The following is a 24,864-nucleotide window of genomic DNA, read 5'->3' as shown; positions in this document are numbered from 1 at the left end:
CGCAGTGAAGCCGCAGGCCAACATAAGGGGTGCCTTTTCTTTTGGTTCGTTTTCTTTGGGCAAACAAAGAAAATGAACTCGCCCCATAGGGCGAAATTTAGTGCCAAAAACATTTTGATTTGTTGGGGTTTGCACACTCAACCCAAACTTCGGGCTGACTATGCCTTATTTCCCTTTAATGATTTTAGAATCTGTTGGAGCTCTTTGATTTCCTCAGCCAAACAGGAAATTAATCGTGTGGTTTCAGTCAAAACTTTACCTATATCCTCTGGTGAGTGTTTGTCGAATGGGCTTTTGCCTGTTCTTGACAGAAACTCATGTCTAAAAGCGTTATGAGCAATGAAGTTTCGCCATTTAGTAATTTTCTTAATCTCATCAGCCTGTTCAGGCTTGGAAGATATATCTTTGTATTTAGATATTAAGGATCCAAGAGGTAGGTTGTTAATGTCTTTTTCCTGAAATCTGAACTTTACCGGTTTTGGGACTGAGAGTTGAATAATTTCATAAGATAAGCCTATACAGATTTTTAGTACTTCCTCAAGCATCTGAAAGCTTAAGATTGCGTGAATTGAGGCTTCGATATAGTTGTGACCTTTCATATTTTCATCTCATATTTTCAGAATTAAGTAACAAATCCAACTGCGCCTGCCCCTTCTCATCAACGACTGGCAATTCAAACCCACTCAAACTCAACCCCACCAACCTAACCGGTTTATTCCCTGCCTCAGTCCGAGCCAACAACTTCGGAATCCATTCCTGCAACTCGGCTAAGCCAATACTCCGATCCAGTGTTTGAGCCCGTGTGACTTGCTGAAAGTCAGCATATTTCACTTTAACGGTAACGGTTCTGCCTTGCATATCGTGTTTGTTGAGGCTTTCAAGCACTTGTTCGGCGAGGCCGAGCAGGATGTTCGTCAACTCAGGAACGGACAGAATATCTTCGGCAAAGGTTGTTTCCTTACCAAGCGATTTACGGATTCGTGAGCTACGTACCGGGCGTTCATCAATCGCCCGGGCGATGTTGTAGTAATACTGACCGGATTTACCGAAGCGTTCGGTGAGTTCGGCTAAGGACTTCTGCCGTAAGTCATTACCAGTATGGATGCCGAGGTTTTTCATTTTGGCTTCGGTGGCAGGGCCGATACCGTGAAATTTGCCGACGGGGAGTTTGTTTACAAATTCCTGACCTTGCTCGGGGCGGATCAGATAAAGGCCATCGGGTTTATCCATATCGGAGGCAATTTTGGCGAGAAATTTATTGTAGGAGACGCCAGCCGAAGCGGTGAGCCCAGTCTCGGCGAGGATTTCAGCTTTGATGGCTTTGGCAATCAAGGTAGCAGATCCGTTAAACGATTCTGTGTATGTGACATCCAGATAGGCTTCATCTAACGAAAGTGGTTCAACTTCTGAAGCATAACGCCAGAATATTTCACGGATTTGGTTGGATACTTCTTTATAGGCATCAAAACGGGGGCGGACAAAAATGGCTTCGGGGCATAAACGATAAGCTCTTGATGAAGCCATCGCTGAATGAATACCAAATTTGCGCGCTTCATAACTACACGCTGCGACTACGCCACGGCTGTCGGGTTGACCGCCCACGATTAGCGGTTTGCCTTTCAGCTCGGGAAAGTCACGTTGTTCAACCGAGGCATAAAACGCGTCCATATCCACGTGAATGATTTTTCGTTGTTTAGCCATTAAGAATTAGTGTTGGTAAGTTCTCGATATTTTCTCATAATCCATCTGCGGATGTGCCAATAGATATTGCTATCTTGATCCGACAGTCATTTCAGAGTGGATTGCCGGAAGCGTCAATGTTACTTTAGCGAATTAAACCTCATCAGTGAGCTTACGTTTGATTGCAAGTATCCGTTCCTGGCAAGAAAGTCTGCGGGCTTTTTTTACCCCCCAAGTTGTCACCATGCTGTTTCTCGGCATTGCGGCGGGGTTGCCGTTATTACTGATTTTTTCATCTCTCAGCCTATGGTTACGTGAAGCGGGCGTCGATCGCAGTGCAGTCACTTATTTCAGTTGGGCGGCGCTGGGTTATTCATTTAAATTTGTCTGGGCGCCGCTGCTGGATATTCTGCCATTACCGATTTTGCATCGCCTGTTAGGTCGACGGCGTAGCTGGTTATTTTTGTCACAGTTGATGATTATCGCTTCGATCATAATGATGGCGATGGTCGATCCGGCAACACATTCCTTAACCTTAATGGCTGTTGCGGCTGTGTTACTGGGCTTTTCAGCCGCGACGCAGGATGTGGTGATTGATGCCTATCGTATCGAGTCTGCCGATACCCGTTTGCAGGCATTAATGTCTGCCAGTTATATCGCCGGATATCGAATCGGCATGCTGATGGCTGGGGCTGGTGCGTTGATGCTGGCCAGTTATTTTGGCTCTGAAATGGGTGAGTACGATTATCTGGCCTGGCGACAAAGCTATTTAATTATGGCGGCACTGATGCTGATTGGTGTGGTCACCACCTTGTTAAGCCCTGAACCTGAGGTAAATAAAAAGGTTCATGAGGATCGCAAGCGGGATTATCTGGGGTTGATGCTGACGTTTGCGTTGTCGATAAGCGGATTTATTGCCTCTTTCTATCTTACCAGCGACTGGGCTGGTCAGGCACGTTTGCAGTTACTTAACGTTTTTAATAATGGCCCTATGTCGGCGGTTGGTGTTGAGTTAGTGCGCTTAGTACTGGCCACCATGGTGGCCGTGATTATTGCCAGAGTGTTGATCTTGATGGGCTGGGCGCAGAAAAGCATTGTGCATCGAAGCTATGTTGAACCCGTGCAGGATTTCTTCAAACGCTACGGCCTATCTATGGCGTTGTTGTTGCTTTCGTTGATTGGGTTATATCGAATATCCGATATTGTGCTGGGTGTTGTGGCCAATATTTTTTATCAGGATATGGGCTTCACCAAGCCAGAGATTGCCACGGTGGTGAAAACCTTTGGTTTGTTTATGACCATTGTTGGTGGTTTTCTTGGCGGTATTCTAGCGTTACGTTTTGGGGTGATGCGCATCCTGTTTTTAGGGGCGGTTTTATCGGCATTGACCAATCTGTTGTTTATGCTGCTTGCCCAAATGGGCAATGATATCTGGATGCTGTATATCGTGATTTCTGCTGATAATCTGTCCGGCGGTATGGCGAGTGCCGCCTTTATTGCATTTTTATCCAGCCTGACCAATATCTCGTTTACCGCGGTGCAATATGCCATTTTCAGTTCATTAATGACCTTATTGCCGAAAATCCTTGGAGGGTATTCCGGGACGATGGTCGAAAGCATTGGTTATGAGCAGTTCTTTTTGATGACTGCTTTAATGGGGGTACCAGTATTGCTGCTGGTCTTCCTGGCTGCCCGCCGTTTTCGAATTGATGGTTAGCTGATTAGCTTATGTGGCGCTGGCTATTCATTATCATGGTGATCTTTGTTGGCTGGCGTTACTGTTCACCCGACGCCATCCATTACGCCGCGCCTGATAAAGTCATAGATAAAGCACCTTTACAAGCCGAAGTAGCAGATCTTCCGCCTATACCTTTTGATGACTATGCAATACAGCCGATGGCTGAATTTACCCTGGAAGCCAGAGTTCTGGCACGGGAAGATTATTGGTTAGGACGTGAAACTGATTTATCACCCACCGATTTGGTATTGGGCTGGGGAGAAATGGCGGATCCTGAAGTTGTTAAACAGATCAACATTCGCCAGTCCGGTCGCTGGTATTTCTGGCAGGTCGATTCATTTCCGATTCCTCGTCGGAACATTGAAACCCAAAGCGCCAATATGCATTTGATTGCGGCGAATGATGAAGTCGCCAGAACGCTTAAGCAGATCCGTCCGGGACAATTAATTACTCTGCAGGGCTATCTGGTAAATGTGAATGCCGATGATGGCTGGCGCTGGCGCAGTTCGTTAACTCGGGATGATACTGGTGCCAATGCCTGTGAATTAATTTACGTGAAACAACTGAAAATCATTTCCTAACAGCTGGTTTTAGCGGGAAATTTCCCCGAAATGTTTATGCTATGTTGACTGCTTGAATTAACAACAAGGAGTTAATTATGTCGAATAGCGCTATTTCAATCGATGATTACGAGGCCATTAGCAAACTGATTCAGCATTATATTGATGGTGCTGTGGCAGGCCGTGGTGAACTTATGAAACCGGCGTTTCATCAGGATGCCACCATTTATGGTTATGTTGGTCCGGATTTATTTGCCGGCCCCATTCAGGGCTTGTATGACTGGAATGATGAAAATGGACCAGCCAAAGAGATGCAGTCCAAAATTACCCATATCGATGTGGTTGGCACAGCAGCCAGTGTTAGACTCGAATCAGATAATTGGACCGGTCATCGCTTTACCGATTTTTTTAATTTATTGAAAATTGATGGCAAATGGCAGGTAATGAATAAAGTCTTTCATCTGCATGATTAAAGCTTATCGAGGGTCTGTTTATTTTTCATCGCCGCCTCTGTTGGGACTGAAAACGTACCAATCAAGGCGCGAGGAGTGCAGTTTAGCCGTTCTAAATAAATGACGAGCAACGCAGAGTGGTGCGTTTTCTGTCACAACCCATAGGGCTGGGCCTATTTGTCCATCCCATAGGTTGAGAATGCCTACACCCTATCAATTACACCTTGCAAGATGGAAAATAGACACCAGCAGTGGTGACGATGAAAGATAAACAGACCCTAAACTGCTGGATTAATCCAGCAGCTTGTAACACGGTTTGTAAGCATTTTCGTCCTGTCCCAGTTTCATACGTTTTTCACGGACGAAGATACGTAACAAGTCATCGATGGCTCGCATTAAATCGGGATCGCCGTTGATGATGTAAGGGCCATGTTTGGCTACTTCGCGAATACCAAAGGCTTTTACATTACCGGCAACAATCCCGGAAAATGCCGAACGTAAATTGCTGGCCAGTTCATGACCTGGCATATCGGGATACAAACGTAATGAAGCCATATTCTCATGGGTAGGAATAAACGGCTGTTGCAGCATCGGATCGATATGCAGTTGCCAATTGAAATAATAGGCATCCTGCGAGTCACGACGGGCAAGATGTACCTGATCCACGGAATCACGAATGATTTGGCCCACTGTGGCGGGCTCGCCAATGACAATTTGATATAGTTCAGCCACCTTATCACCCAGACAACGGCGTAGGAATTTATCCAGTGTCTCGAAATAATCACGGCAGGATTCGGGGCCGGCAAACACCAGCGGAATACCTTGTTTGTTTTCCGGGTGCAGCAAAATGCTTAGCAGGTAGAAAATTTCCTCGACCGTACCTACGCCACCTGGGAACACAATAAAACTGTGACCGAGACGTACAAATGCTTCCAGCCGCTTTTCAATATCCGGCATGATGACTAGTTCATTAACGATGGCATTGGGTGATTCTGAGGCAATAATCCCCGGCTCGCTGATACCGAGATAACGACCGTTTTTGAATTGTTGCTTGGCATGACCCACCGCCGCACCTTTCATCGGGCCTTTCATTGCACCAATACCACAGCCAGTAATGATATCGAGATTTCTCAAGCCCAGTTCATAGCCCACATGTTTAGCGTAATCATATTCTTCACGGGGAATCGAATGACCACCCCAGCACACCACCAGATTTGGTGTCATATTTGGCTTGATGGCATCGGCGTTACGCAGAATCATAAACACGCTATCGGTGATCTGTTCTGATGTCGGTGAAGTTTGCCGGGCAAGAATTTTGAAATCGGTATAGATAATATCGCGCAGCGCCGATGACAAATGCTCCTGAATACCGCGAATGATTTTATCGTCGACAAAAGACTGTGCCGGGGCATTTTTGATTTCCAACACCACACCACGTGATTGCGGCACCAGTTTGATATCGAAATCTGCATAGGTATGAAAGATCTGTTCTGCATCATCCTGATGACTGTCGGTATTTAAAATCGCCAAAGCGCAATCACGAAACAGACGGTGCAAATCTTCACTGGTATTGCTGATGCGTTGGATTTCTTCCTGAGAGAGCAGATTTAAGGTTCTTAATGGGCGAATCGTGGTGTATTGGATTTTGTTCATAGACTTCTATAGATAAAAAAGGCGAGCTAACATACTCCCACTGTTGTGATTGGGAATCAATGGAATAGTCGATGCCTGTCAAAATAGCGGTCAGTATTTTTGCTGCAGACAAAACGAGCCGGATGTTTTCCGACCCGGTTTGTTTTAAACATGAAGTGACTTATTGCTGCTGAACGTAGGCCCGCCAGCCTTTAAGATGACTGATATCGGTGGCATTGGGGATGGCATAAGGCTCACAGATAAAGCCCGCATACCATTGCTGATCGGCCAGTTGCACCTTGCCAATACCTAATGGGGCAGGGATCCCAGCGACAAAAGAGCCAAAGCTGGCAGTGGGTAATTCCCATAACTCGACTTCAATCGCTTCCCCTTGTTGTTCATCTCTGACCAGTCCTGGTCGGGCTGGTGGTCCGCCGGGGAGTGCATAAAGTCGGTAATCTGTAGTGGTTTGTGTGGCGCGTATTAACTTGCCGCCACGCTCCCGCAATTGCCAATTGAGTGGTTGTCCCTCCAGATGTGCTCCACAGACAACGACCTTTATTCGATCCATAACCCCGGCGTTTAACGCTGGAGATTCAGCCAGCGGCAACGAGGTTGCTCCGAGCGGTAAGTTCAATGTTTGTTGCAATCGATTGGCATAAGACAATAAGCGGGTATCACTGAAAGCTCTGGAAAACAGTGTCACGCCAAACGGTAACCCGTTTGAGTTGAAACCTGCTGGAACGGCAACTGCGCTGCAATCGAGCAGATTCATAAAGTTGGTGTAATAACCCAGCTGGCTATTAAGTTTAATTGGTTCGGCCTGAACCTCTTTGATTTTGTAAATCATGCCAGTGGTTGGTGTCAGAATAAAATCAACGTTTTCCAGTACCGGGGTGACCTGCTGTTTGCAGTGCTGTAGTTGGTACTCGGCACTAAACAAATCCTCGGCTGAAGCGGTGTTATTGCTATCGAGAATGTGTTGTAAAACCGGCAGCATGTCTTCACGGTTAACATTGGCAGTGGCAAGACGTCGTTCAGCCACCCACGGGCCTTCGTATAACAATCTGGCTGCCGTCAAAAACGGCTCAAAATCAATTTCATGACAGATGCCGCCAAGTTTTTTCAGCGTTTCAACCGAGTTATAAAAGCCTTGTTCATTTTCCTGGTCGCCAAAAAACGCTAATTGTCCAGCTTGCGGAATGGCGAAGTTAAAGGATTCATCTTTAATTTGGCCATAATTTCGTCGGTTAGTATCTTTATTTTGCCGGGAGTAATCATCTTTCGCATCAAATGCTGCAGCCACTTCAAATACCCGGTTTGCATCGTCGGTGGTCAGGCTGAAGATAGACACACAATCCAGACTTTTACAGGCTGGAACGACACCGTGATTACTGAGCAAACCACGCGAAGGTTTTAAGCCAATGAGATTGTTAAATGCAGCTGGTACCCGACCAGAGCCAGCAGTATCGGTGCCTAAAGAAAAACTCACCAGTCCTAATGCAACCGCTACCGCAGAACCTGAACTTGAACCGCCGGAAATATACTCTGGATCAAAACTGTTCTGGCAGGCGCCCCATTTATCCGGTGAACGCACACCGACCAGCCCGGTAGCAAACTGATCCATATTGGTTTTACCAATCGGAATCGCCCCGGCATTAATCAGTAACTCCACTACATGAGCGGATTGCTCTGCTGTATAGCGATAGGCTTCACAACCAGCTGTGACATCCACACCAGCCAATTCAATATTGTCCTTTATCGCAAATGGAATTCCGTACAAGGGCAATTTATCAGGTGATTGGCCGATTAAATTGTCCAGATAAGGTTGGATGGCTTCGCGGGATAACAGGGTTATCCAGATATTTCGATCCGTATAGGTGGCGGCGCGTTTCAGTACCTCATCAATCAGTTTATGCGGAGAGAGCTTGCCATCACGATAAGCCTGATGGATGGCATCAATGGTCATATCCATTATTCTACCTCCCCGGAAATAACGACCAGACGATCACCCATGCCAACTTGCGCGCCGGCCTGTCGTTTAATTTCTGTGACGGTACCGGCTTGAGTCGCGGTTATCTGGATCTCCATTTTCATCGCTTCCAGGATCATCAATACATCGCCTTCTTGTACGGATGAACCGATTTCCACTTCCACTTTCCACACACTGCAGTTGAGTGGACTATCAACGGAAATAGCATTTTCCGGTAGCGGCGCACTTTCCTCCTCAATGATCTGCGGTTCATTGCCACTATCAAAATGTAAAAGACCCTCGCGTTTCCAGTGTTCCAGTTCTTCTTCAAAGGCGTGTTCACGCTGGCGGGTAAAGCTGTCAATCGACTCTTTATGTTCAGTAATAAACTGGTTGTAGCGTTTGAGATTGAAGGTGGTTTCTTCTATCTTCAGTGGATAATTGCCTTGCGGAAAATCACGACGGATCTGCACCAGCTCATCGTGAGTGACTTCATAAAACTTGATTTGATCAAAAAACCGTAACAACCAGGGTTTGGTGAATTCAGTAGTTTTCAGATAACGATTCCACATTTGCAGGGTCCGGCCGATAAACTGATAGCCACCCGGTCCTTCCATGCCATAAACGCACAGATAGGAACCACCGATACCAACGGAGTTTTCGGCAGTCCAGGTACGGGCAGGGTTATATTTAGTGGTGACCAGACGGTGTCTTGGATCCATTGGTGTTGCCACCGGAGCGCCCAGATAGACGTCACCCAGGCCCATCACCAGATAACTGGCCTCAAACACGATACGCTTCACTTCATCGACCGAGCTCAGCCCATTAATACGGCGGATAAATTCAATATTATCCGGGCACCAGGGCGCGTTATGCCGCACTGATTGCATGTATTTCTGGATGGCTTGCTGGCAGGCTTCGTCGTTCCAGGAAATGGGTAAATGCACGATACGTGCAGGCACATCCATCTCTTCGATATTGCTGATTTCCTGTTCTGCCTGTTTGAGAATCCCGACCAGGGTTTCCAGAGAAATTTGCATACCATCGTAGTGAATCTGCAGTGAACGGATGCCGGGTGTCAGTTCATGTAATCCTTTGATATTTTGTTGCTGTAACCACAACATCAAAGCATGCACTTTAAAACGCAGATTGATATCCAGTTTCAGTTCACCATATTCGACCAGAAGATAATGATCACCCGCCAACCGGTAGCAGACATCGATACCCGTTTCCGGTGACACCAGCGTGTCATAGATGGGTGAGCCAATTGCTGTGGGGATGACTTCAACAGGTTGCTGTGACAGTTGAGCAAGCGATTCCTGCTGAGCCCGCTCCATGGCTCTGGCAGTTTCTATCGACACTGGAATAAAACGCACCGTATCACCGGCTTTTAATTGGCCTATTTTCCACAGTTCTGCCGTGATAACGGTGGCGGGACAGACAAAGCCCCCTAATGACGGTCCATCGGGTCCAAGGATAATTGGCATATCGCCAGTGAAATCAATGGTGCCGACTGCGTAGGCATTATCGTGAATATTGGACGGGTGTAAGCCCGCTTCACCGCCGGTATTTCTGGCCCATTCCGGACGTGGCCCAATCAGTCTTATGCCTGTTCGGCTGGAGTTATAGTGAATTTTCCAGTCAGCAGCAAAAAACGTTTCAATATCTTGTTCGGTAAAGAAATCCGGCGCGCCATGCGGGCCGTAAATGACCTTAATCTCCCAATGAGTAGTGATTTGCGGAATTAATTCGGCAGGTGTTGTTGTTAAATCAACTGCCGCTGTTTCGTCTGATAAATGAAGAACATCGCCGGTTTTTAACGTGCGACCAACATGGCCGCCAAATTGACCCAGGGTAAAGGTGGATCGTGAACCAAGATAATTCGGGCATTGAATACCACCGGCGACCAGCAGATAAGTTCTTGTACCGGCGGCTTTGATTTGACCCAATGTTAGCTTGTCGCCGCTAGACACTGAATAAATTTGCCAGCAATCAATCGGCTCGCCATTGAGTTTGGCCTCAATGGTGGCGCCGGTAATGATAATTTGGCTGCTGCAGTTAAACACCAGTTCGGGGCCGCTCAGCGTGATTTCTAATCCGGCACAGTCTTCGGTATTGCCAAGCAGACGATTACCCAACCGGAAAGACCAGTTGTCATAAGGGCCGGAAGGCGGAATGCCAATATCCCAATAACCTTGCCGGCCGGGATAATCCTGTACTGTGGTCATGGTGCCCGGCGATAACACGCTGAAAGTATTGGGGTAATAGACAAAGCTGTCCAGATGACGGGTGGTAATGCTGGCGGATAAAAAGGCCGCATCATTCAAAATATGGCTGAGATAGTCGGTATTGGTTTCAATACCGTAGATGCTGATTTTTTTCAGTGCTGTGAGAAGTTTTGCATGCGCTGATTCGCGTGTTGGTGCATAGCTGATTACTTTGGCCAGCATCGGATCAAAAAACGGCGAGATTTCAATGCCGGGTTTAATCCAGTGATCAATACGTAAATCTGACAGTTCAGGAAATTCTACTTCAGTTAACAGACCGGCTGATGGCTGGAATTTTTTGAATGGATCTTCGGCATACAAGCGTACTTGTATGGCATGGCCATGAGGTTTAGGCGCTTCAGCAGGCAGTGTACTTTCCTGAGCACCGACTTCAATCATCCAGCGAACCAGATCCACCTGATAAATGGCTTCGGTTACACCATGCTCAACCTGCAGCCTGGTATTGACCTCCAGAAAATAAAAATCATGTGACTGGGCATCGTAGACAAATTCCACGGTACCGGCACTGTGGTAATGGACAGCGGCCATCAGCCGGACGGAAACCTCATGCATAGACTGACGAACGTTGTCTGGAATATTCGGCGCAGGCGCTTCTTCGATAACTTTCTGATTACGTCGCTGACTGGAGCAGTCCCGATCGCCCAGTGCCAGCACATGACCCTGACCATCGCCAATGATTTGTACTTCAATATGCCGGGCCTGGGTGATAAATTTTTCGATAAACACGCCATCATTGGAAAAATTATTGGCGCCCAGCCGTTTGACGGAATTGAAAGCATTCTTCAGTTCATCTTCGGTATCACAACGACTCATGCCGATACCACCACCGCCGGCGGTGGATTTCAGCATCACCGGATAACCAATGGTCTGAGCAATAGCAAGCGCCTGTTCAATATCCTCAAGTAATTCTGAACCTGGCAATAACGGCACATCGTTTTGCTGAGCCAGCGCTCTGGCACTGTGTTTCAGACCAAAGGCTTCCATCTGTTCCGGTGTGGGCCCCAGAAATACCAGATTACTGGCTTCACATTGTCGTGCAAAGTTGGAGTTTTCACTCAAAAAACCATAACCGGGATGAATCGCTTCGGCACCGGTTTCTCTGGCAATTTCAAGAATGCGTTGTTGATTCAGATAAGTGTCTGCAGCGCGGCCCTCTCCAAGCGAAAAGGCCTCATCGGCATAACTGACATGCAATGAGTCACGATCGGCTTCGGCATAGATGGCGACAGCCTGAATACCCATTTGCTGGAGGGTGCGAATAATTCGGGTGGCAATAGCCCCGCGGTTGGCAATTAAAATCTTCTTGAACATGGTTTTATCATCTCAAGGTGTGGGTCGTCCCACTTCATTCCGGCGCATTTCAAGTCGTCTTAAAACACGTTATTACTGTGTGAATCATCAATCCCAGATATAAAGGCCTATCGGTGTCGGGTTGTAGGCGTTACAAGGGTTATTGAGCTGAGGACAATTAGAAATCAACACGATGACATCCATTTCAGCCTGCATTTCAACGTATTTACCGGCTTCAGAAATACCGTCTGCAAAGGTCAACCCACCTTGTTTAGTGACCGGTACATTCATAAAAAAATTGATGTTATGAGTGATATCGCGTTTGCTGATGCCGAACTGTTCGTTTTCAGCAACAGCCAACATCCAGCTGTCCCGACAGGCATGCATGGTTTTCTTTTCCAGTGCGTATCGCACGGTGTTGGATTCCGTAGCACAGGCTCCGCCCAGGGTATCGTGACGACCGCAGGTGTCGGCGGTAATGGTTAACATGGGATTTCCCATATTGGTCAGTAAGGTGGTGCCGGCAGTCAGGTAAACATTTTTTTGTTCGCGAATGGTATCTATCGCGCTGTAGCGTTCAGCAGGATCAGCAACACTATAGAACAATGTATCTGCTGCCTGATTTCCATGTAAATCGACAATGCGCAACGTCTGGTTTTTCAGCAGCGGTTGCATCCAATAATCACCGGCCAGTACTTCTTCGTAACGGGCTGCCTGATTAATATTCAAATGACTTTCTTTAATCACGATCTGTTTGTCCTTTTTCGTTAATGATGACCACACAGGTGATAGAGACGATTGTTTTCAAAACCACGCTGGTTTTCGGCACAGGCATTCAGGCACAGATCGTCTTCAGTGAGGGCGGCAGCATTTCGAATTTGATAGATAACCGGTTTTTTCGGATAGGTCGCTGCCGTGTTCATCGGATGTGGGCAGGTGTGGAACAGCACCAGGGTATCCATTTCAAAGCGCAGATCCACATAATCACCGGCTTTACTGTGGTTTTCGACATAGCTCATATTGCCCAGATCATCTGTTTTGATACTGCTAAACAAATTAAGATTGGCTGCCATATCGCGTTTATTCAGACCATATTTGGCCAATTCGACTAAAAAGGCCTGTTCACCACTGATGGTCCAATCATTTCGAAACTGCTGGTAATTTTTGATGCCCCATTTTTCCTCCAACGCAGCATTGGTCAGATTGCCACCCACGGTATCGTGCCAGCCAAGCGTATCTTCTGTAATTGAGCAAAAGATGCGGCCCATATCAGAATAAAGGCAATGGCCTTTGGTGAGTTTGAAGGTATGCTGACATTTCAAGGTGTCGGGAGTGTTGTAGCGTTCCAGCGTATTCTCAGGGTTGTAAAACAACATGCCGACATTGGCGCCGCCTTCCTGGTCAATCAGCCGCAGGGTGGTGCCTTTTCGCATCAGCATTGACCAGTGAGCTCCACCTGGAAGCGTGTCTTGATATAAAACGTCTTTGTCTTGGGTAATTTCAGTCATTGTTTATAGCCTGTTGTGTCATCAACGTATCTTGAAAATCATTATTGATTTGTTTTTTGGAACGTCCTACCGGTATGTCATAAGTGATCGACGCCCCATAGCGGTTAGGCTGATCCGGATCATGTCGCTGTTTATCAAAGACCAGCAGTTGGGTCCCCAGGGAGAAACCTTCGGAGAGATCATGAGTGATCATAAATATCGTGATATTGGTCTCGCGCCATATCTCCAGAATCAACTCATGCATATCGGATCGAATACCCGGATCCAGTGCACCGAAGGGTTCATCCAGTAACAGAATTTGTGGCTGTTTAATTAAAGCCTGGGCGATTGCCAGCCGTTGTTGCATACCACCTGACAATTCGCTGGGATATTTGGTTAAAGCGTGGTCGAGACCGACCTTTTCCAACAAAGCGATCGCCCGTTCACGAATAGCCTGACGTTTTTTGCCAAAGCAGCGTCCCAGTAGGGGGGATTCCTTCAGTTCCTCACCCAGCATCACGTTTTCGACGACGTTAAGGTGGGAAAATACCGAGTATTTCTGAAACACGATGCCGCGATCAGCACCCGGTTCATTAGCTATTGGTTTACCGTTTAACAGCAATTCACCTCGCGTGGGTTGCTCAGTGCCCAACAGCATTTTCAGAAAAGTGGTTTTGCCACAACCTGATGCACCCACCAGCGTCACAAATTCGCCAGCTTTGACATCAAGATTGATATTTTCCAGCACAATATTGTCGCCGTATTCCTTCCACAGATTTTTGATCTTGATATCGTTCATTTGTTTTCCCCCTGGTCGGTCGCATGCCAGGGGAAGACGCTTTTTGACAGGCGTCTTAGCAGGTAATCCATCAAAAAGGCCAACAGGGTGATCCACACCACATAAGGCAAAATGATGTCCATCGACATATAGCGTCGAACCAGAAAAATGCGGTAGCCCAGTCCTTCGGTGGCAGAAATGGCTTCTGCCGCAATCAGAAATAACCAGGCTGATCCCAGACTCAAGCGAACGGCATCAATCAGCTTGGGTAACACTTGAGGTAATACCACTCGAAGAATCAGTTGCCAGCTGTTGGCACCCAATGTCTGGGCTTTAATGATGATTTCATGCGGTAATGCCATCACCCTGAGTTGTACGTCTCGAATCAGAAAGGGCGTGATGCCGAGCACAATCAGCATCACTTTGGAGAGTTCACCCAACCCGAATATAATGAATAATATTGGCAAAATGGCTAAAGGTGGCACCAGTGAAATGATGGTTATCACCGGTGCTATCCCAGCTCTGACCAATGGAATAATGCCGACCAGAATGCCGATAATCAGACCGGTCAAAGCACTGATGCCGACACCGAGTCCTAGTCTTTGCAGGCTGGCAGCAGTATCCGCCCACAGTACATAATCACCGGTACGCTTGTTGGGCTCAAATGCCAGATAAGACACCGCATCGATAAAAGACTGCATTGATGGCATCAACTTATCATTCGGATTAATTGCCAGACGTTCACTGGAAAAGTAAAAATAAACAATCCCAATAACAACGAATGGCAATAGACCCAGCAAGCATTTTCCTAGAGTACCTGGACGCTGATTGATCAGTCTCTTCACGAGAAACTCCCTGTGTTTCTTAACTTAAAGGGCGTTATCCGCAGCCATTTTCATGAAACTGGAATCAAATCTGAGTTTAACGTTGTTTTTATTACCTGCCACATCACCATCAGGATAGGCAATACCGATAAAATCGGCATCCATCGCGCCATCACCTAACAGACCATGATCAAACGAGAAGTCAGTTATGTGTTTCATCGTTGCTTGCAGCTGATCGCTGTTAGCAAAACTGACCGCTTCAGCGGCTGTGTAGAACATGTTGGTTGCATCCAGCTGTGCTTGATAGCCTGCCAGATCGGTTCCTGATGCTTCAGCCATCATCGTTAAGGCTTCTTCATCACCTGCTTGCATTTTGGCCATGATTTCATACCAGGCACCGGTTAACGCTTTACCAAAAGCCGGATTAGCCTCTAACGTTTCACTGTTAACCACTAACAGGTCGATGATTTCGCCCGGGATATCGGAGGAATCAAATACCTTGGTCGTATCTGGAATAGCAGTGATTTCTGACAGTAATGGATTCCAGGTGACTGTAGAGGTGACATCCGACGCATTAAATACGCCTACCAGATCGGCATCTGAGGTGTTGACTACGGTCACATCGCGTTCACTCATATCGACGCTATCCAAAGCACGCGCTAACAGGTAATGCGAAACGGATAATTCGACCAGATTGACCCGTTGACCTTTAATATCAGCAAGCTTTTTATCTGCGCCCTTCAGCACGATGCCATCATTGCCGTTGGAAAAGTCACCGATGATTAAGGCTGTACTATCGACACCACCCGCAGCAGGAATGGTCAGAGCATCCATATTGGTCATGGTGCAACCATCAAACTGGCCAGCGGTATATTGATTAATAGATTCGATGTAATCGTTTATCTGCACGACATCTATTTCGATATCGTATTTATCGGCCCACTTTTTAACGATGCCTGCATTGTCAGCGTAATCCCATGGCATCCAGCCGGCATAAATTGTCCAGGCAATACTGAATTTATCTTTGGTTTCAGCGTGTGCTGTTAATGGGGAAATAATAAAAGAGAGTGAAAGCAGCAAAACGCTGCCGATGCGGTAAAAAGTGCGCTTCATTTTGGTAGTACCTCACAGCTTAGGTTAAGAACACGGTGAAAGAGATGTTTTATTCAAACAATCTCCCGGGCTTTTATCCCTCCGTGTAACCTTCGCTGTGAAGGTCGGTCACTCTCGGTCCAGACATTATTTACATAACCGGAACCCTAGAGACCCTATTGCTGTTCTTTTGGTGTGATAAAAACACCTCTAACACGCTGCAGGTGTTAACGCAGGATCTAGGCCAACTTCATAAAGTGTTTAGATATCAATTAAAAACAATAGCTTGACTTGTTTTTAGGTTACGACAGTAAATGTTTGTTGCACCAGAATTGTGCGAATTTCAATGATAATGTTCAATTATGGAGCGGTTAGAGCGGTTTTATCTGATCAATTTTCCAAAAAAAAGCCCCTATTTCAGGGGCCTTTTTGTAGGTTTCTGCTAATGATTAGAACGGAATATCATCATCGTAATAATCTGCTTCACCGCCTGAACCATAATCCGGACCCGCAGATGCTGAAGCAGGTTGTGGATTGTTGTAGTTACTTTTCGCTGCTGGTTGAGAAGGACGATTTTGGTTGTAATCCTGATTATCGTTGCTTCCGCCACCACCCGCACCTTTGCTGTCCAGCATGGTCATTTCGTTACCAACGATTTCGGTGGTGTATTGATCCTGACCTTGCTGGTTTTGCCATTTACGGGTCTGAATACGGCCTTCAATATAGACTTGTGAGCCTTTGCGCAGATATTGCTGAGCGATTTCACCCAGTTTATTACGTAACACGACACGATGCCATTCGGTACGTTCCTGGCGCTCACCGGTTTGTTTGTCACGCCAGCTTTCTGAGGTCGCAATCCGCAAATTACAGATCGAACCACCATTAGGAAATGCCCGGCTTTCAGGATCAACCCCGAGTCTGCCAACCAGAATAACTTTGTTTACTGACATGGTGAATTCCTTTACTAATTCAAATTTTGGTTCATTTTACGCATAAATCAGACATGCTTCGAGTTCATGTAGATCTACATCATCGGCGAGGTATTTGACGTATGCAATCCTCTCTTCCAGCACTATGACGATCTCAACCACGCCCTTGATTGCATTCAGCCGTTCTACAAACTCATCAGCAGTCTCGGCGGTGACTTCGTTTAATGGAACAATGCGGCTACTGTAATGTTTTGGGGCTTGCATCGGCAACATCATAATTAACCAACCTGCACTAATGAGCCCCGCTGACCAGAAGATCCAGCTGATATCACCGAAACTATATATAACGCCACCCAATATACCGCCCAGAAAAGCGCCAATAAATTGCGCACTGGAATAGATGCCCATCGCGGTGCCTTTGTTTTTAATAGGACTGAGTTTGGACATCATCGAAGGCAAGCTGGCTTCAAGAATATTAAATGCGGTGAAAAATAACCATAAGCAAATCATCAGCATGGCCAATGAACCGGGTAATAGAGCCCAACCGACCTGAGCGACGGCCAGTACAGCAATTGCGCCGGTAAAAACCAGTTTCATTTTACGCTGTTTTTCGGCCAGCAGAATAAACGGCACCATGCAGATAAACGCCAGTAATAACACTGGTAAATAGGTTAAGGCTAAATCCGCTTTGGCGACACCAGCATAATCCTGCAAAGCAATCGGCAGTGCAAAAAAGCTTAAGGTGAGTAATAAATGGAGAATCAGAATACTGGCCACCAGCCGCATAATGGAGGTATTTGCCAATACCTCACCAATTTGCGCACGGGCAGGTTTCATATCCTGATGTTGTTTGTGTTTATAAGGAGTGGGGACCCACCAATGCAATACCAGCATGCCAAAAATAGCCATTAATGCAGTGGCCCAGAAGAGACCATCCAGTCCAATCCAGCTTTCTAAAGCCGCGCCACTGGCTAACGCCACTGAAAAAGATAAACCAATGCTGATACCAATGGCGGCCATCGCTTTTGTGCGATGTTGATCGCGGGTAAGGTCTGCGGTTAAGGCCATCACTACGGCGGCAATCGCGCCACTGCCTTGTAATAATCTGCCAACAATGACAGTGTAGATTGAATCTGCCATGGCGGCTAACAGGCTACCCAGGGCAAACAGGATCAGACCCAGATAGATAACCTTCTTACGACCAATCCGGTCGGAGAGCATGCCAAATGGAATTTGCAACAGCGCCTGCGTTAAACCATAGGCACCAATCGCCAGACCTATTAATAAAGGCGTGCTGTGTGAATATTGTTGAGCGGAGAGCGAAAATACCGGCAAAATCATAAACAAACCCAGCATACGCAGGGCGAAGATGACAGATAAACCGGAAATAGTACGTTTCTCCAGCGCACTAAGTGCGTCAGGTGTGGCTTGCTTTTGCGTCATGATAGGGTGACAGAGTATATTGATCCGTTGGATTTTACTACGGAACAGGCATGAAAAAAATCAGTATTCGCGGCGCCCGTACGCATAACTTGAAAAACATCGATCTGGACCTGCCCAGAGATGCGCTGATTGTGATTACCGGCTTGTCTGGCTCAGGCAAATCGTCACTGGCTTTTGATACCTTATATGCAGAAGGTCAGCGGCGTTATGTGGAATCGCTGTCAGCCTATGCCCGACAGTTTTTATCGATGATGGAAAAACCCGATGTGGATCATATCGAAGGGCTTTCACCGGCGATTTCGATTGAACAGAAGTCGACATCGCATAATCCGCGTTCCACCGTCGGTACCATCACTGAAATCTATGATTATTTGAGATTATTACTGGCGCGAGCCGGTGAGCCGCGCTGTCCAACCCATCACCTGCCGCTGGAAGCCCAGACCGTCAGCCAGATGGTGGACACTGTATTAGCGATGCCCGAAGGCAAACGTTTAATGCTATTGGCACCGGTGATTCAGGATCGCAAGGGTGAACATCTGTCAGTGTTTGAAGGCCTGAGAGCGCAAGGTTTTGTTCGTGCCAGAGTCAATGGTGAAGTCGTTGAATTGGACGAGCCACCGGAGCTCGAATTACGCAAAAAACATACTATTGAAGCCGTAGTAGATCGTTTTAAAGTTCGTGAAGACTTACAGCAGCGTTTGGCGGAATCGTTTGAAACGGCTTTGAAATTAGCCGATGGTGTGGCCAAAGTCGTCTCAATGGATGATGACGCGGACCAAACTTTATTTTCGGCCCGTTTTGCCTGTTCTGAATGTGGTTATTCGATTGCTGAGCTCGAACCGCGCATGTTTTCCTTTAATAATCCGGCCGGTGCCTGCCCGACATGTGATGGTCTGGGTATTAAGCAGTTTGTAGATCCTTCCCGAGTCGTTGCACACCCTGAACTCAGTTTGGCCGCCGGTGCCATTCGCGGATGGGATCGTCGTAATGCCTATTATTATCAAATGATTCTATCGCTAGCCGATCACTTTCAATTTGATATTGATGCGGCATTTGATTCATTACCTGAAAATGTCCGGCAAGTGATTTTGTATGGCAGTGGTCGAACTGAAATTGATTTCAGTTATATCAGTGATCGTGGCAAACGGGTGAGCCGTAAACATGCTTTCGAAGGCATAATTCCCAACCTGCAACGCCGCTATCATGAGACTGAATCAGGTAGTGTGCGCGATGAACTGGCGAAATTCCATTCAATCAGAGCCTGTCCGGATTGTCATGGCACCCGCTTACGCGAAGCCTCTCGAAATGTATTTATCAATGAAACCAATTTACCAGAAATAACGGCGATGCCGATTGGTGAAGCCACCGAGTTTTTCCAGCAATTACAGTTGCCGGGTAAACGAGGCGAGATAGCCAGCAAGATAGTCAGCGAGATTAGTGCCCGATTAAGTTTTCTGGTTAATGTCGGGCTGGATTACCTTTCGCTGGCGCGCAGTGCCGATACCTTATCTGGTGGTGAAGCGCAGCGTATCCGGCTGGCCAGCCAGATCGGTGCCGGTCTGGTCGGTGTGATGTATATCCTCGATGAACCCTCCATTGGCTTGCATCAACGTGACAATGATCGTCTGTTGGGAACACTGACCCGGCTGCGTGATTTGGGAAATACGGTGATTGTAGTTGAACATGATGAGGACGCGATTCGCAGTGCCGATTATGTTTTGGATATCGGGCCGGGTGCCGGTGTTCATGGCGGTGAAATTGTGGCGCAGGGCACACCAGAAGATATTATGAAAAGTGAGCATTCGCTTACCGGACAGTACCTTTCTGGTCGGCGAAAAATTGAAATACCAGCGAAACGCGAAACCGCCCATGCCGGTAAATCCATTGGTCTGCGTGGTGCCTGCGGTAATAACCTGAAACATGTCGATGTCGATATTCCGATCGGTCTGATGACTTGTGTGACCGGCGTATCTGGTTCCGGTAAATCGACGCTTATTAATGAAACCTTGCTTAAATTGACCTCTAAAACTCTGAACGGTGCTTCAGATGAACCGGCTCCACATACCGAAATTTTGGGCCTGGATCAGCTGGATAAGGTAGTAGCGATTAACCAAAGCCCAATTGGCCGGACACCACGATCCAATCCGGCCACTTACACCGGTTTATTTACCCCAATTCGTGAATTATTTGCCGGCACTCAGGAAGCACGGGCTCGGGGTTATGGGCCGGGGCGATTCAGTTTTAATGTTAAAGGTGGACGATGTGAAGCCTGTCAGGGTGACGGTCTGATTAAGGTCGAAATGCACTTTTTGCCCGATATTTATGTGCCTTGTGATGTCTGCAAAGGTAAGCGTTACAATCGGGAAACCCTGGATATTCGCTATAAAGGTAAAACCATCACTGAAGTGCTGGATATGACTATCGAAGATGCCAATGTGTTTTTTGAAAATATTCCGGTGGTGGCAAAAAAACTGCAAACCCTGATCGATGTCGGCCTGACCTATATCAAGCTGGGGCAGAACGCTACAACGCTTTCCGGCGGTGAAGCGCAGCGGGTCAAACTGGCCAAAGAATTATCCAAACGTGATACCGGTAAAACGCTGTATATCCTTGATGAGCCGACTACCGGGCTACATTTTTACGATATTGAGCAACTGCTGAAAGTCTTGCATCACTTACGCGACCGCGGTAACACTATCGTGGTGATTGAGCATAATCTGGATGTAGTAAAAACCGCCGATTGGGTAATTGATATGGGCCCTGAAGGTGGTGCTGGCGGCGGTGAAGTGATTGCTGTCGGCACGCCTGAGCAAATCACTGAATATCCACGTTCGCATACCGGACATTACCTGAAGCCGTTACTGAAATGAGTCTTGAACAGGAAATGAAACTCGCCGTGAATGGCGAGACCAAACTGAATCTTGCTGATCTGGAATGGCTGCAAGCCATGGTCAGTGAGCAAAAGCAGTTGCATCTGCGGACGGAATATTTTGATACCCCGCAACTGAAACTGAAACAGCAGGGCATCGCTTTACGCAGGCGACAGATCGACGATCAATGGCTGCAAACCGTGAAAACCAGTGGCAAGGTTCAAGATGGTCTGCATCAGCGTGAAGAGTGGGAACATCCGATCATCAATGGTGAGTTTGATCTGCCATTGCTTCGCCAGACACCCATAGCGCCGATTGTCGATGACAGTGGCAGCTGGAAGCAGTTGCAGCGTCTGTTCTATACTGAATTTGACCGGGATATCCTTATGCTGGAGGCCGATCAGAATACCCTGATTGAACTGGCGTACGACTTTGGTGAAGCCGTTTCGGGTAACAACAAGGCGGTCATACATGAAGTCGAGCTGGAGTTACGTCACGGCTCACTGGAAGTGTTACAGCAAATTGCAGAAAAGCTGAAGTCGGAATTGCCGTTGAGTTATAACAACCGCAGTAAGGCCGAGACGGGGTATCAGTTATATCAACAACAAAATACGGACTGAAGAACTAACGGGCCGACAGGCCTCGGGCACTTTCAAATTTCCAGGTGCGGATAATGGTAAGCATGTCATTATTTTGCAGAACATCCTCGGGGATTGCGGCATACGGAGCACCTAAACGCACAATTCGCACGGCGGCATCATCCAGTACCTTATGCCCGGATGATCGTGATACTACAATGCCATCGGGTGGAACACTGCCATCCGGTTTGATATCCACTGATAACATCAAGCTCCCATTAACGCCCTTATCCTTGGCTTCCTGCGGATAATTCATGTTGCCAATTCGTTCGACTTTCATTGCCCAGGCCCGCATATAGGCGGCGGCAGAATATTCCTTGGTAGCTGCTGATATGCGACGTTTTTTTGGTGTTTCACTTAATGCCCGGCTATTATATTCCAGTGTGCTTTGCAGTGATCCGATTTCGCTTCTTGCACGGGCAATCAGCTCTGCCCCGGAAATGTTTGGCGTAATCTCTGCCGTTTCTTCAACGGTCTCTTCAGCGACAATTTCAGACGTCTCTACCTTACGATCAGCATTTTCAGCCGTAACTTTTTTGCTGGTGGTTTTGGGTTCAGGTTTTGCTTCAACAACTGTTTTTTCAGCTGGTGGCTCTGGAACCACCTTTTCAGCTGGCGCCTCTGCTGGAGTGGATGGTTCAACAGGCGGAGCCGGTTCCACAACAGGTTCGGGTTTAACCGGTTCTACAGGAACCGGATCCAGTTCCGTAACCGCGGGAGATACGGGATCTGTTGATGCCGGAGTCTCTTCGGCAATAGGTACCGCTAGCTCCGGCGTAGGTTCAGGTGATTTTTCATCGGTTTCGCCACCACCTTCATTATTGACCTGGGCAAGATAACTGGCTTCTTCCGGTGCCTGCTCGGTTTGTTGTTTAACCAAAGTGATATCAAGCTGATTGACCGGGGCGTTGGTCGGTGGAGAAAAAACATTAAAACTGATGGTAAACACCACGATGACATGCAAAATAACCGACCCGATAAGGGTCAGTATCATCCGATCAGTGGCACTGCTGGTCGAAATCATTCGCTCACTCGTGGGGAATTTCGCGAATCACCGGTTCGGCATCATGTCCGGTTAATCTGACGCGTTTCTGCATAGCAGGACTCATTTCAACCTGACCATCTTCTGTCACCAGCATTACCATATCAATTCCCATTTCTGCTGCAATGGTTGGCCAGTCGCTTCCGGCCACAAATATTGCTGTTGCAGCGGCATCCGCCATTGAAGCATTTTCATGAATTACCGTTGAGGACATTGCCTGATCAGCTGGATAACCAGTACGTGGATCCAAAATATGTGGGTAGCGTTTACCTTCGTAGGTAAAAAATCGTTCGTAATCACCGGAACTGAAAACACTTTCATCATCACTGACTGCCACCGAGGCTAACACTCTGTCGTGTCTGGGGTGGCGAATACCAATAATCCAGGGACGCTCGCCATGAGTTCCTATCGCCCGTAAATCACCACCAATATTGACCACGGCATTTTCAATACCCTGTTGCTGCAGAATTGCGATGGCGTTATCGACCGCATAACCTTTGGCAAAACCGCCAAAACCGAGTCTGACAGCAGTGTTATTACTGGTTAATTGACCATTTTCGATAACGATATCATCCATCGTTGGGCTGACGGCCAGCCATGCATCGATATCAGCCTGTGCAGGAGGTGGGCGGGATTCAAACCAGTCATCCTGCTCATATCCCCATAATGCAAATAAATTACCGGCTGCTGGATTAAACAAATGGCCACTGTCTTTGGCTAGTTTCTGAGCCAGTAAAATCACGCTGGCAACATTGTCTTCTACCGCGATAGGTTGTTCTGCAGCAATTGCGTCATTTATTTTGGTTAACACACTGGGTTGCCAGGCATGCCACAGGTCATTTACTTCTGAAAAGGATTGCTCCAGAGCATCAATGGTTTTGGTTGCGGTTTCTTCATCAACACCGTAAAGACTGACGTCGATTTCGGTGCCAAAGGCATAAAACTTGGCTTGTAAGGCGCGATCCTGATCACCGCATGCACTTAATAAACTTAATCCAATCACCAATATAAGGCTGTTTAAAACAGTCTTCATAAATGTGCCTCAATACAATTCATCAAATCACCGGCAATATCCAGGTTGAATTGCCGATCCAGTTCACGGATACAGGTTGGACTGGTGACGTTAATCTCGGTCAGATAATCGCCAATCACATCTAAACCAACAAATAACAGACCTTTTTCGCGTAATTTTGGCCCAACCTGCTGACAAATCCAGCGGTCTCTTTCTGTTAAAGGTCGGCCTTCACCTCTCCCTCCCGCTGCCAGATTACCGCGCGTTTCGCCATCGGCAGGAATACGGGCTAACGCACAAGGCACCGGCTCACCGTTAATCAACAAAATACGTTTATCACCGTCTTTAATAGCCGGTAAATACTGTTGCACCATCACCGATTTTTTGCCTTGCTCGGTCAGCGTTTCGACAATCACCGAAAAATTCGGATCGCCTTGGCTGACTTTGAAAATGGAAGCGCCGCCCATGCCATCTAATGGTTTGATAATAATATCGCCATGTTGTTGCTGAAATTCACGCATCAATTGTTTTTTTCGGGTGACTAAGGTGGGCGGACAACATTGCGGAAACCATGCGGTAAACAGTTTTTCGTTGGCATCACGCAGGCTTTGTGGATGGTTCACCACCAATACACCCTCAGACTGAGCCTGTTCCAAGAGGTATGTGCTGTAGATATATTCCATATCAAATGGTGGATCTTTGCGCATCAGGATGGCATCAAGCTCGCTAAGTCTGCGGGTTGTTGGTTCGCCAAGTTGGTACCAGTTGTTGGCATCTTCTGTGACCTGTAAATCCCGCATGCTGGCCATCACTTTGCCCTGACTCAGATACAGATCCTGTTGTTCCATGTACTGAATCGTCCAGCCTTTGGCCTGGGCGGCCAACAGCATCGCAAAACTGCTGTCTTTTTTGATATTGATGGCTGAAATGGGATCCATCACGATGCCGATATGTCGCGACATAATTCTGCTCTTTAACGATTAATGGGTCGCTGCATTGTACCGTATCTGTTTCTTTGCGGTGACAGTCGCATTAGTCAAATCGTCGAGCCTGTAAATTCATTACTGAGTTGTCTCTACAAGCCACTGCTTTATTCGCTATAATCAGTACATTTTTAGTTATGCGAAGACAATTTTC

Annotated in this window: 20 protein-coding genes and 1 riboswitch; of the genes, 5 read left to right on the top strand and 15 right to left on the bottom strand. The window is 47.1% G+C overall.

Going from position 1 to position 24,864, the window contains the following annotated elements; translation table 11 throughout:
* Nucleotides 1–158: 158 nt before the first annotated feature.
* A complete protein-coding gene (locus B4F66_RS04665) occupies nt 159–599 on the bottom strand; it encodes a hypothetical protein (RefSeq protein WP_292354617.1) in 441 nt (146 codons plus the stop codon).
* 4 nt (nt 600–603) lie between these two features.
* Nucleotides 604–1,701, bottom strand: coding sequence for a DNA polymerase IV (gene dinB, locus B4F66_RS04660; protein ID WP_292354619.1), 1,098 nt, complete (start codon nt 1,699–1,701; stop codon nt 604–606).
* A 157-nt stretch (nt 1,702–1,858) separates the two neighbouring features.
* On the opposite strand from dinB, the gene B4F66_RS04655 reads away from it, so the two are divergent.
* From B4F66_RS04655 to B4F66_RS04645, 3 genes are all read left to right on the top strand, one after another.
* Entirely contained in the window at nt 1,859–3,397 is a 1,539-nt protein-coding gene (locus tag B4F66_RS04655; RefSeq protein WP_292411174.1) for an AmpG family muropeptide MFS transporter, read from the top strand.
* Between the two features lie 35 nt (nt 3,398–3,432).
* Nucleotides 3,433–3,999: a hypothetical protein gene (locus B4F66_RS04650; RefSeq protein WP_292400576.1), complete on the top strand. Its 567-nt coding sequence runs from the start codon at nt 3,433–3,435 to the stop codon at nt 3,997–3,999.
* A gap of 77 nt (nt 4,000–4,076) precedes the next feature.
* Nucleotides 4,077–4,451: a nuclear transport factor 2 family protein gene (locus tag B4F66_RS04645; RefSeq protein WP_292354625.1), complete on the top strand. Its 375-nt coding sequence runs from the start codon at nt 4,077–4,079 to the stop codon at nt 4,449–4,451.
* Nucleotides 4,452–4,721: 270 nt separating this feature from the next.
* Here the strand turns inward: B4F66_RS04645 and ppnN are convergent, their stop codons facing one another.
* From ppnN to B4F66_RS04595, 10 genes are all read right to left on the bottom strand, one after another.
* Nucleotides 4,722–6,083 (bottom strand): nucleotide 5'-monophosphate nucleosidase PpnN, encoded by a 1,362-nt coding sequence (gene ppnN / locus B4F66_RS04640; protein WP_292354627.1) that lies wholly within the window; start codon nt 6,081–6,083, stop codon nt 4,722–4,724.
* A 160-nt stretch (nt 6,084–6,243) separates the two neighbouring features.
* Entirely contained in the window at nt 6,244–8,037 is a 1,794-nt protein-coding gene (atzF, locus tag B4F66_RS04635) for an allophanate hydrolase (protein WP_292354628.1), read from the bottom strand.
* Entirely contained in the window at nt 8,037–11,633 is a 3,597-nt protein-coding gene (gene uca, locus B4F66_RS04630; protein WP_292354630.1) for an urea carboxylase, read from the bottom strand. The genes atzF and uca overlap by 1 nt, the downstream gene beginning before the upstream one ends.
* 87 nt (nt 11,634–11,720) lie before the next feature.
* Nucleotides 11,721–12,359, bottom strand: a complete 639-nt coding sequence (locus B4F66_RS04625) for an urea amidolyase associated protein UAAP2 (protein ID WP_292354632.1) — start codon at nt 12,357–12,359, stop codon at nt 11,721–11,723.
* Between the two features lie 20 nt (nt 12,360–12,379).
* The gene (locus B4F66_RS04620; RefSeq protein WP_292354634.1) at nt 12,380–13,120 is read right to left on the bottom strand and encodes an urea amidolyase associated protein UAAP1; all 741 of its coding nucleotides are present in this window, start codon (nt 13,118–13,120) and stop codon (nt 12,380–12,382) included.
* Nucleotides 13,113–13,898 (bottom strand): ABC transporter ATP-binding protein, encoded by a 786-nt coding sequence (locus B4F66_RS04615; RefSeq protein WP_292354636.1) that lies wholly within the window; start codon nt 13,896–13,898, stop codon nt 13,113–13,115. The genes B4F66_RS04620 and B4F66_RS04615 overlap by 8 nt, the downstream gene beginning before the upstream one ends.
* Entirely contained in the window at nt 13,895–14,722 is an 828-nt protein-coding gene (locus B4F66_RS04610) for an ABC transporter permease (protein WP_292354638.1), read from the bottom strand. Before B4F66_RS04610 ends, B4F66_RS04615 begins: the two co-directional genes overlap by 4 nt.
* A gap of 24 nt (nt 14,723–14,746) precedes the next feature.
* Nucleotides 14,747–15,814 carry a putative urea ABC transporter substrate-binding protein gene (locus B4F66_RS04605; protein ID WP_292354640.1) on the bottom strand — a complete coding sequence of 356 codons (1,068 nt, stop codon included), beginning with the start codon at nt 15,812–15,814 and terminating at the stop codon, nt 14,747–14,749.
* A 60-nt stretch (nt 15,815–15,874) separates the two neighbouring features.
* Nucleotides 15,875–15,975, bottom strand: a riboswitch (guanidine-I (ykkC/yxkD leader).
* A 267-nt stretch (nt 15,976–16,242) separates the two neighbouring features.
* Nucleotides 16,243–16,743, bottom strand: a complete 501-nt coding sequence (locus tag B4F66_RS04600) for a single-stranded DNA-binding protein (RefSeq protein WP_292354642.1) — start codon at nt 16,741–16,743, stop codon at nt 16,243–16,245.
* Nucleotides 16,744–16,779: 36 nt separating this feature from the next.
* Nucleotides 16,780–18,165, bottom strand: coding sequence for an MFS transporter (locus B4F66_RS04595; RefSeq protein ID WP_292354644.1), 1,386 nt, complete (start codon nt 18,163–18,165; stop codon nt 16,780–16,782).
* 50 nt (nt 18,166–18,215) lie between these two features.
* On the opposite strand from B4F66_RS04595, the gene uvrA reads away from it, so the two are divergent.
* The gene (uvrA, locus tag B4F66_RS04590) at nt 18,216–21,035 is read left to right on the top strand and encodes an excinuclease ABC subunit UvrA (RefSeq protein WP_292354645.1); all 2,820 of its coding nucleotides are present in this window, start codon (nt 18,216–18,218) and stop codon (nt 21,033–21,035) included.
* Entirely contained in the window at nt 21,032–21,655 is a 624-nt protein-coding gene (locus B4F66_RS04585; RefSeq protein ID WP_292354648.1) for a CYTH domain-containing protein, read from the top strand. Before uvrA ends, B4F66_RS04585 begins: the two co-directional genes overlap by 4 nt.
* A gap of 4 nt (nt 21,656–21,659) precedes the next feature.
* Here B4F66_RS04585 and B4F66_RS04580 read toward each other — a convergent pair whose 3' ends face one another.
* The 3 genes from B4F66_RS04580 to gshB are packed head-to-tail and all read right to left on the bottom strand — an operon-like array spanning nt 21,660 to nt 24,689.
* Nucleotides 21,660–22,697, bottom strand: coding sequence for an energy transducer TonB (locus B4F66_RS04580; RefSeq protein ID WP_292354650.1), 1,038 nt, complete (start codon nt 22,695–22,697; stop codon nt 21,660–21,662).
* A gap of 4 nt (nt 22,698–22,701) precedes the next feature.
* Nucleotides 22,702–23,748: an FAD:protein FMN transferase gene (locus tag B4F66_RS04575; protein ID WP_292354652.1), complete on the bottom strand. Its 1,047-nt coding sequence runs from the start codon at nt 23,746–23,748 to the stop codon at nt 22,702–22,704.
* The gene (gene gshB / locus B4F66_RS04570) at nt 23,745–24,689 is read right to left on the bottom strand and encodes a glutathione synthase (protein WP_292354654.1); all 945 of its coding nucleotides are present in this window, start codon (nt 24,687–24,689) and stop codon (nt 23,745–23,747) included. Before gshB ends, B4F66_RS04575 begins: the two co-directional genes overlap by 4 nt.
* Nucleotides 24,690–24,864 lie beyond the last annotated feature (175 nt).

It is taken from the genome of Methylophaga sp. UBA3603 (assembly GCF_002375335.1).
Lineage (GTDB): Bacteria > Pseudomonadota > Gammaproteobacteria > Nitrosococcales > Methylophagaceae > Methylophaga.
The sequence above is the reverse complement of the archived record's forward strand: the minus strand, read 5'-3'. Positions and strand labels throughout refer to the sequence as shown.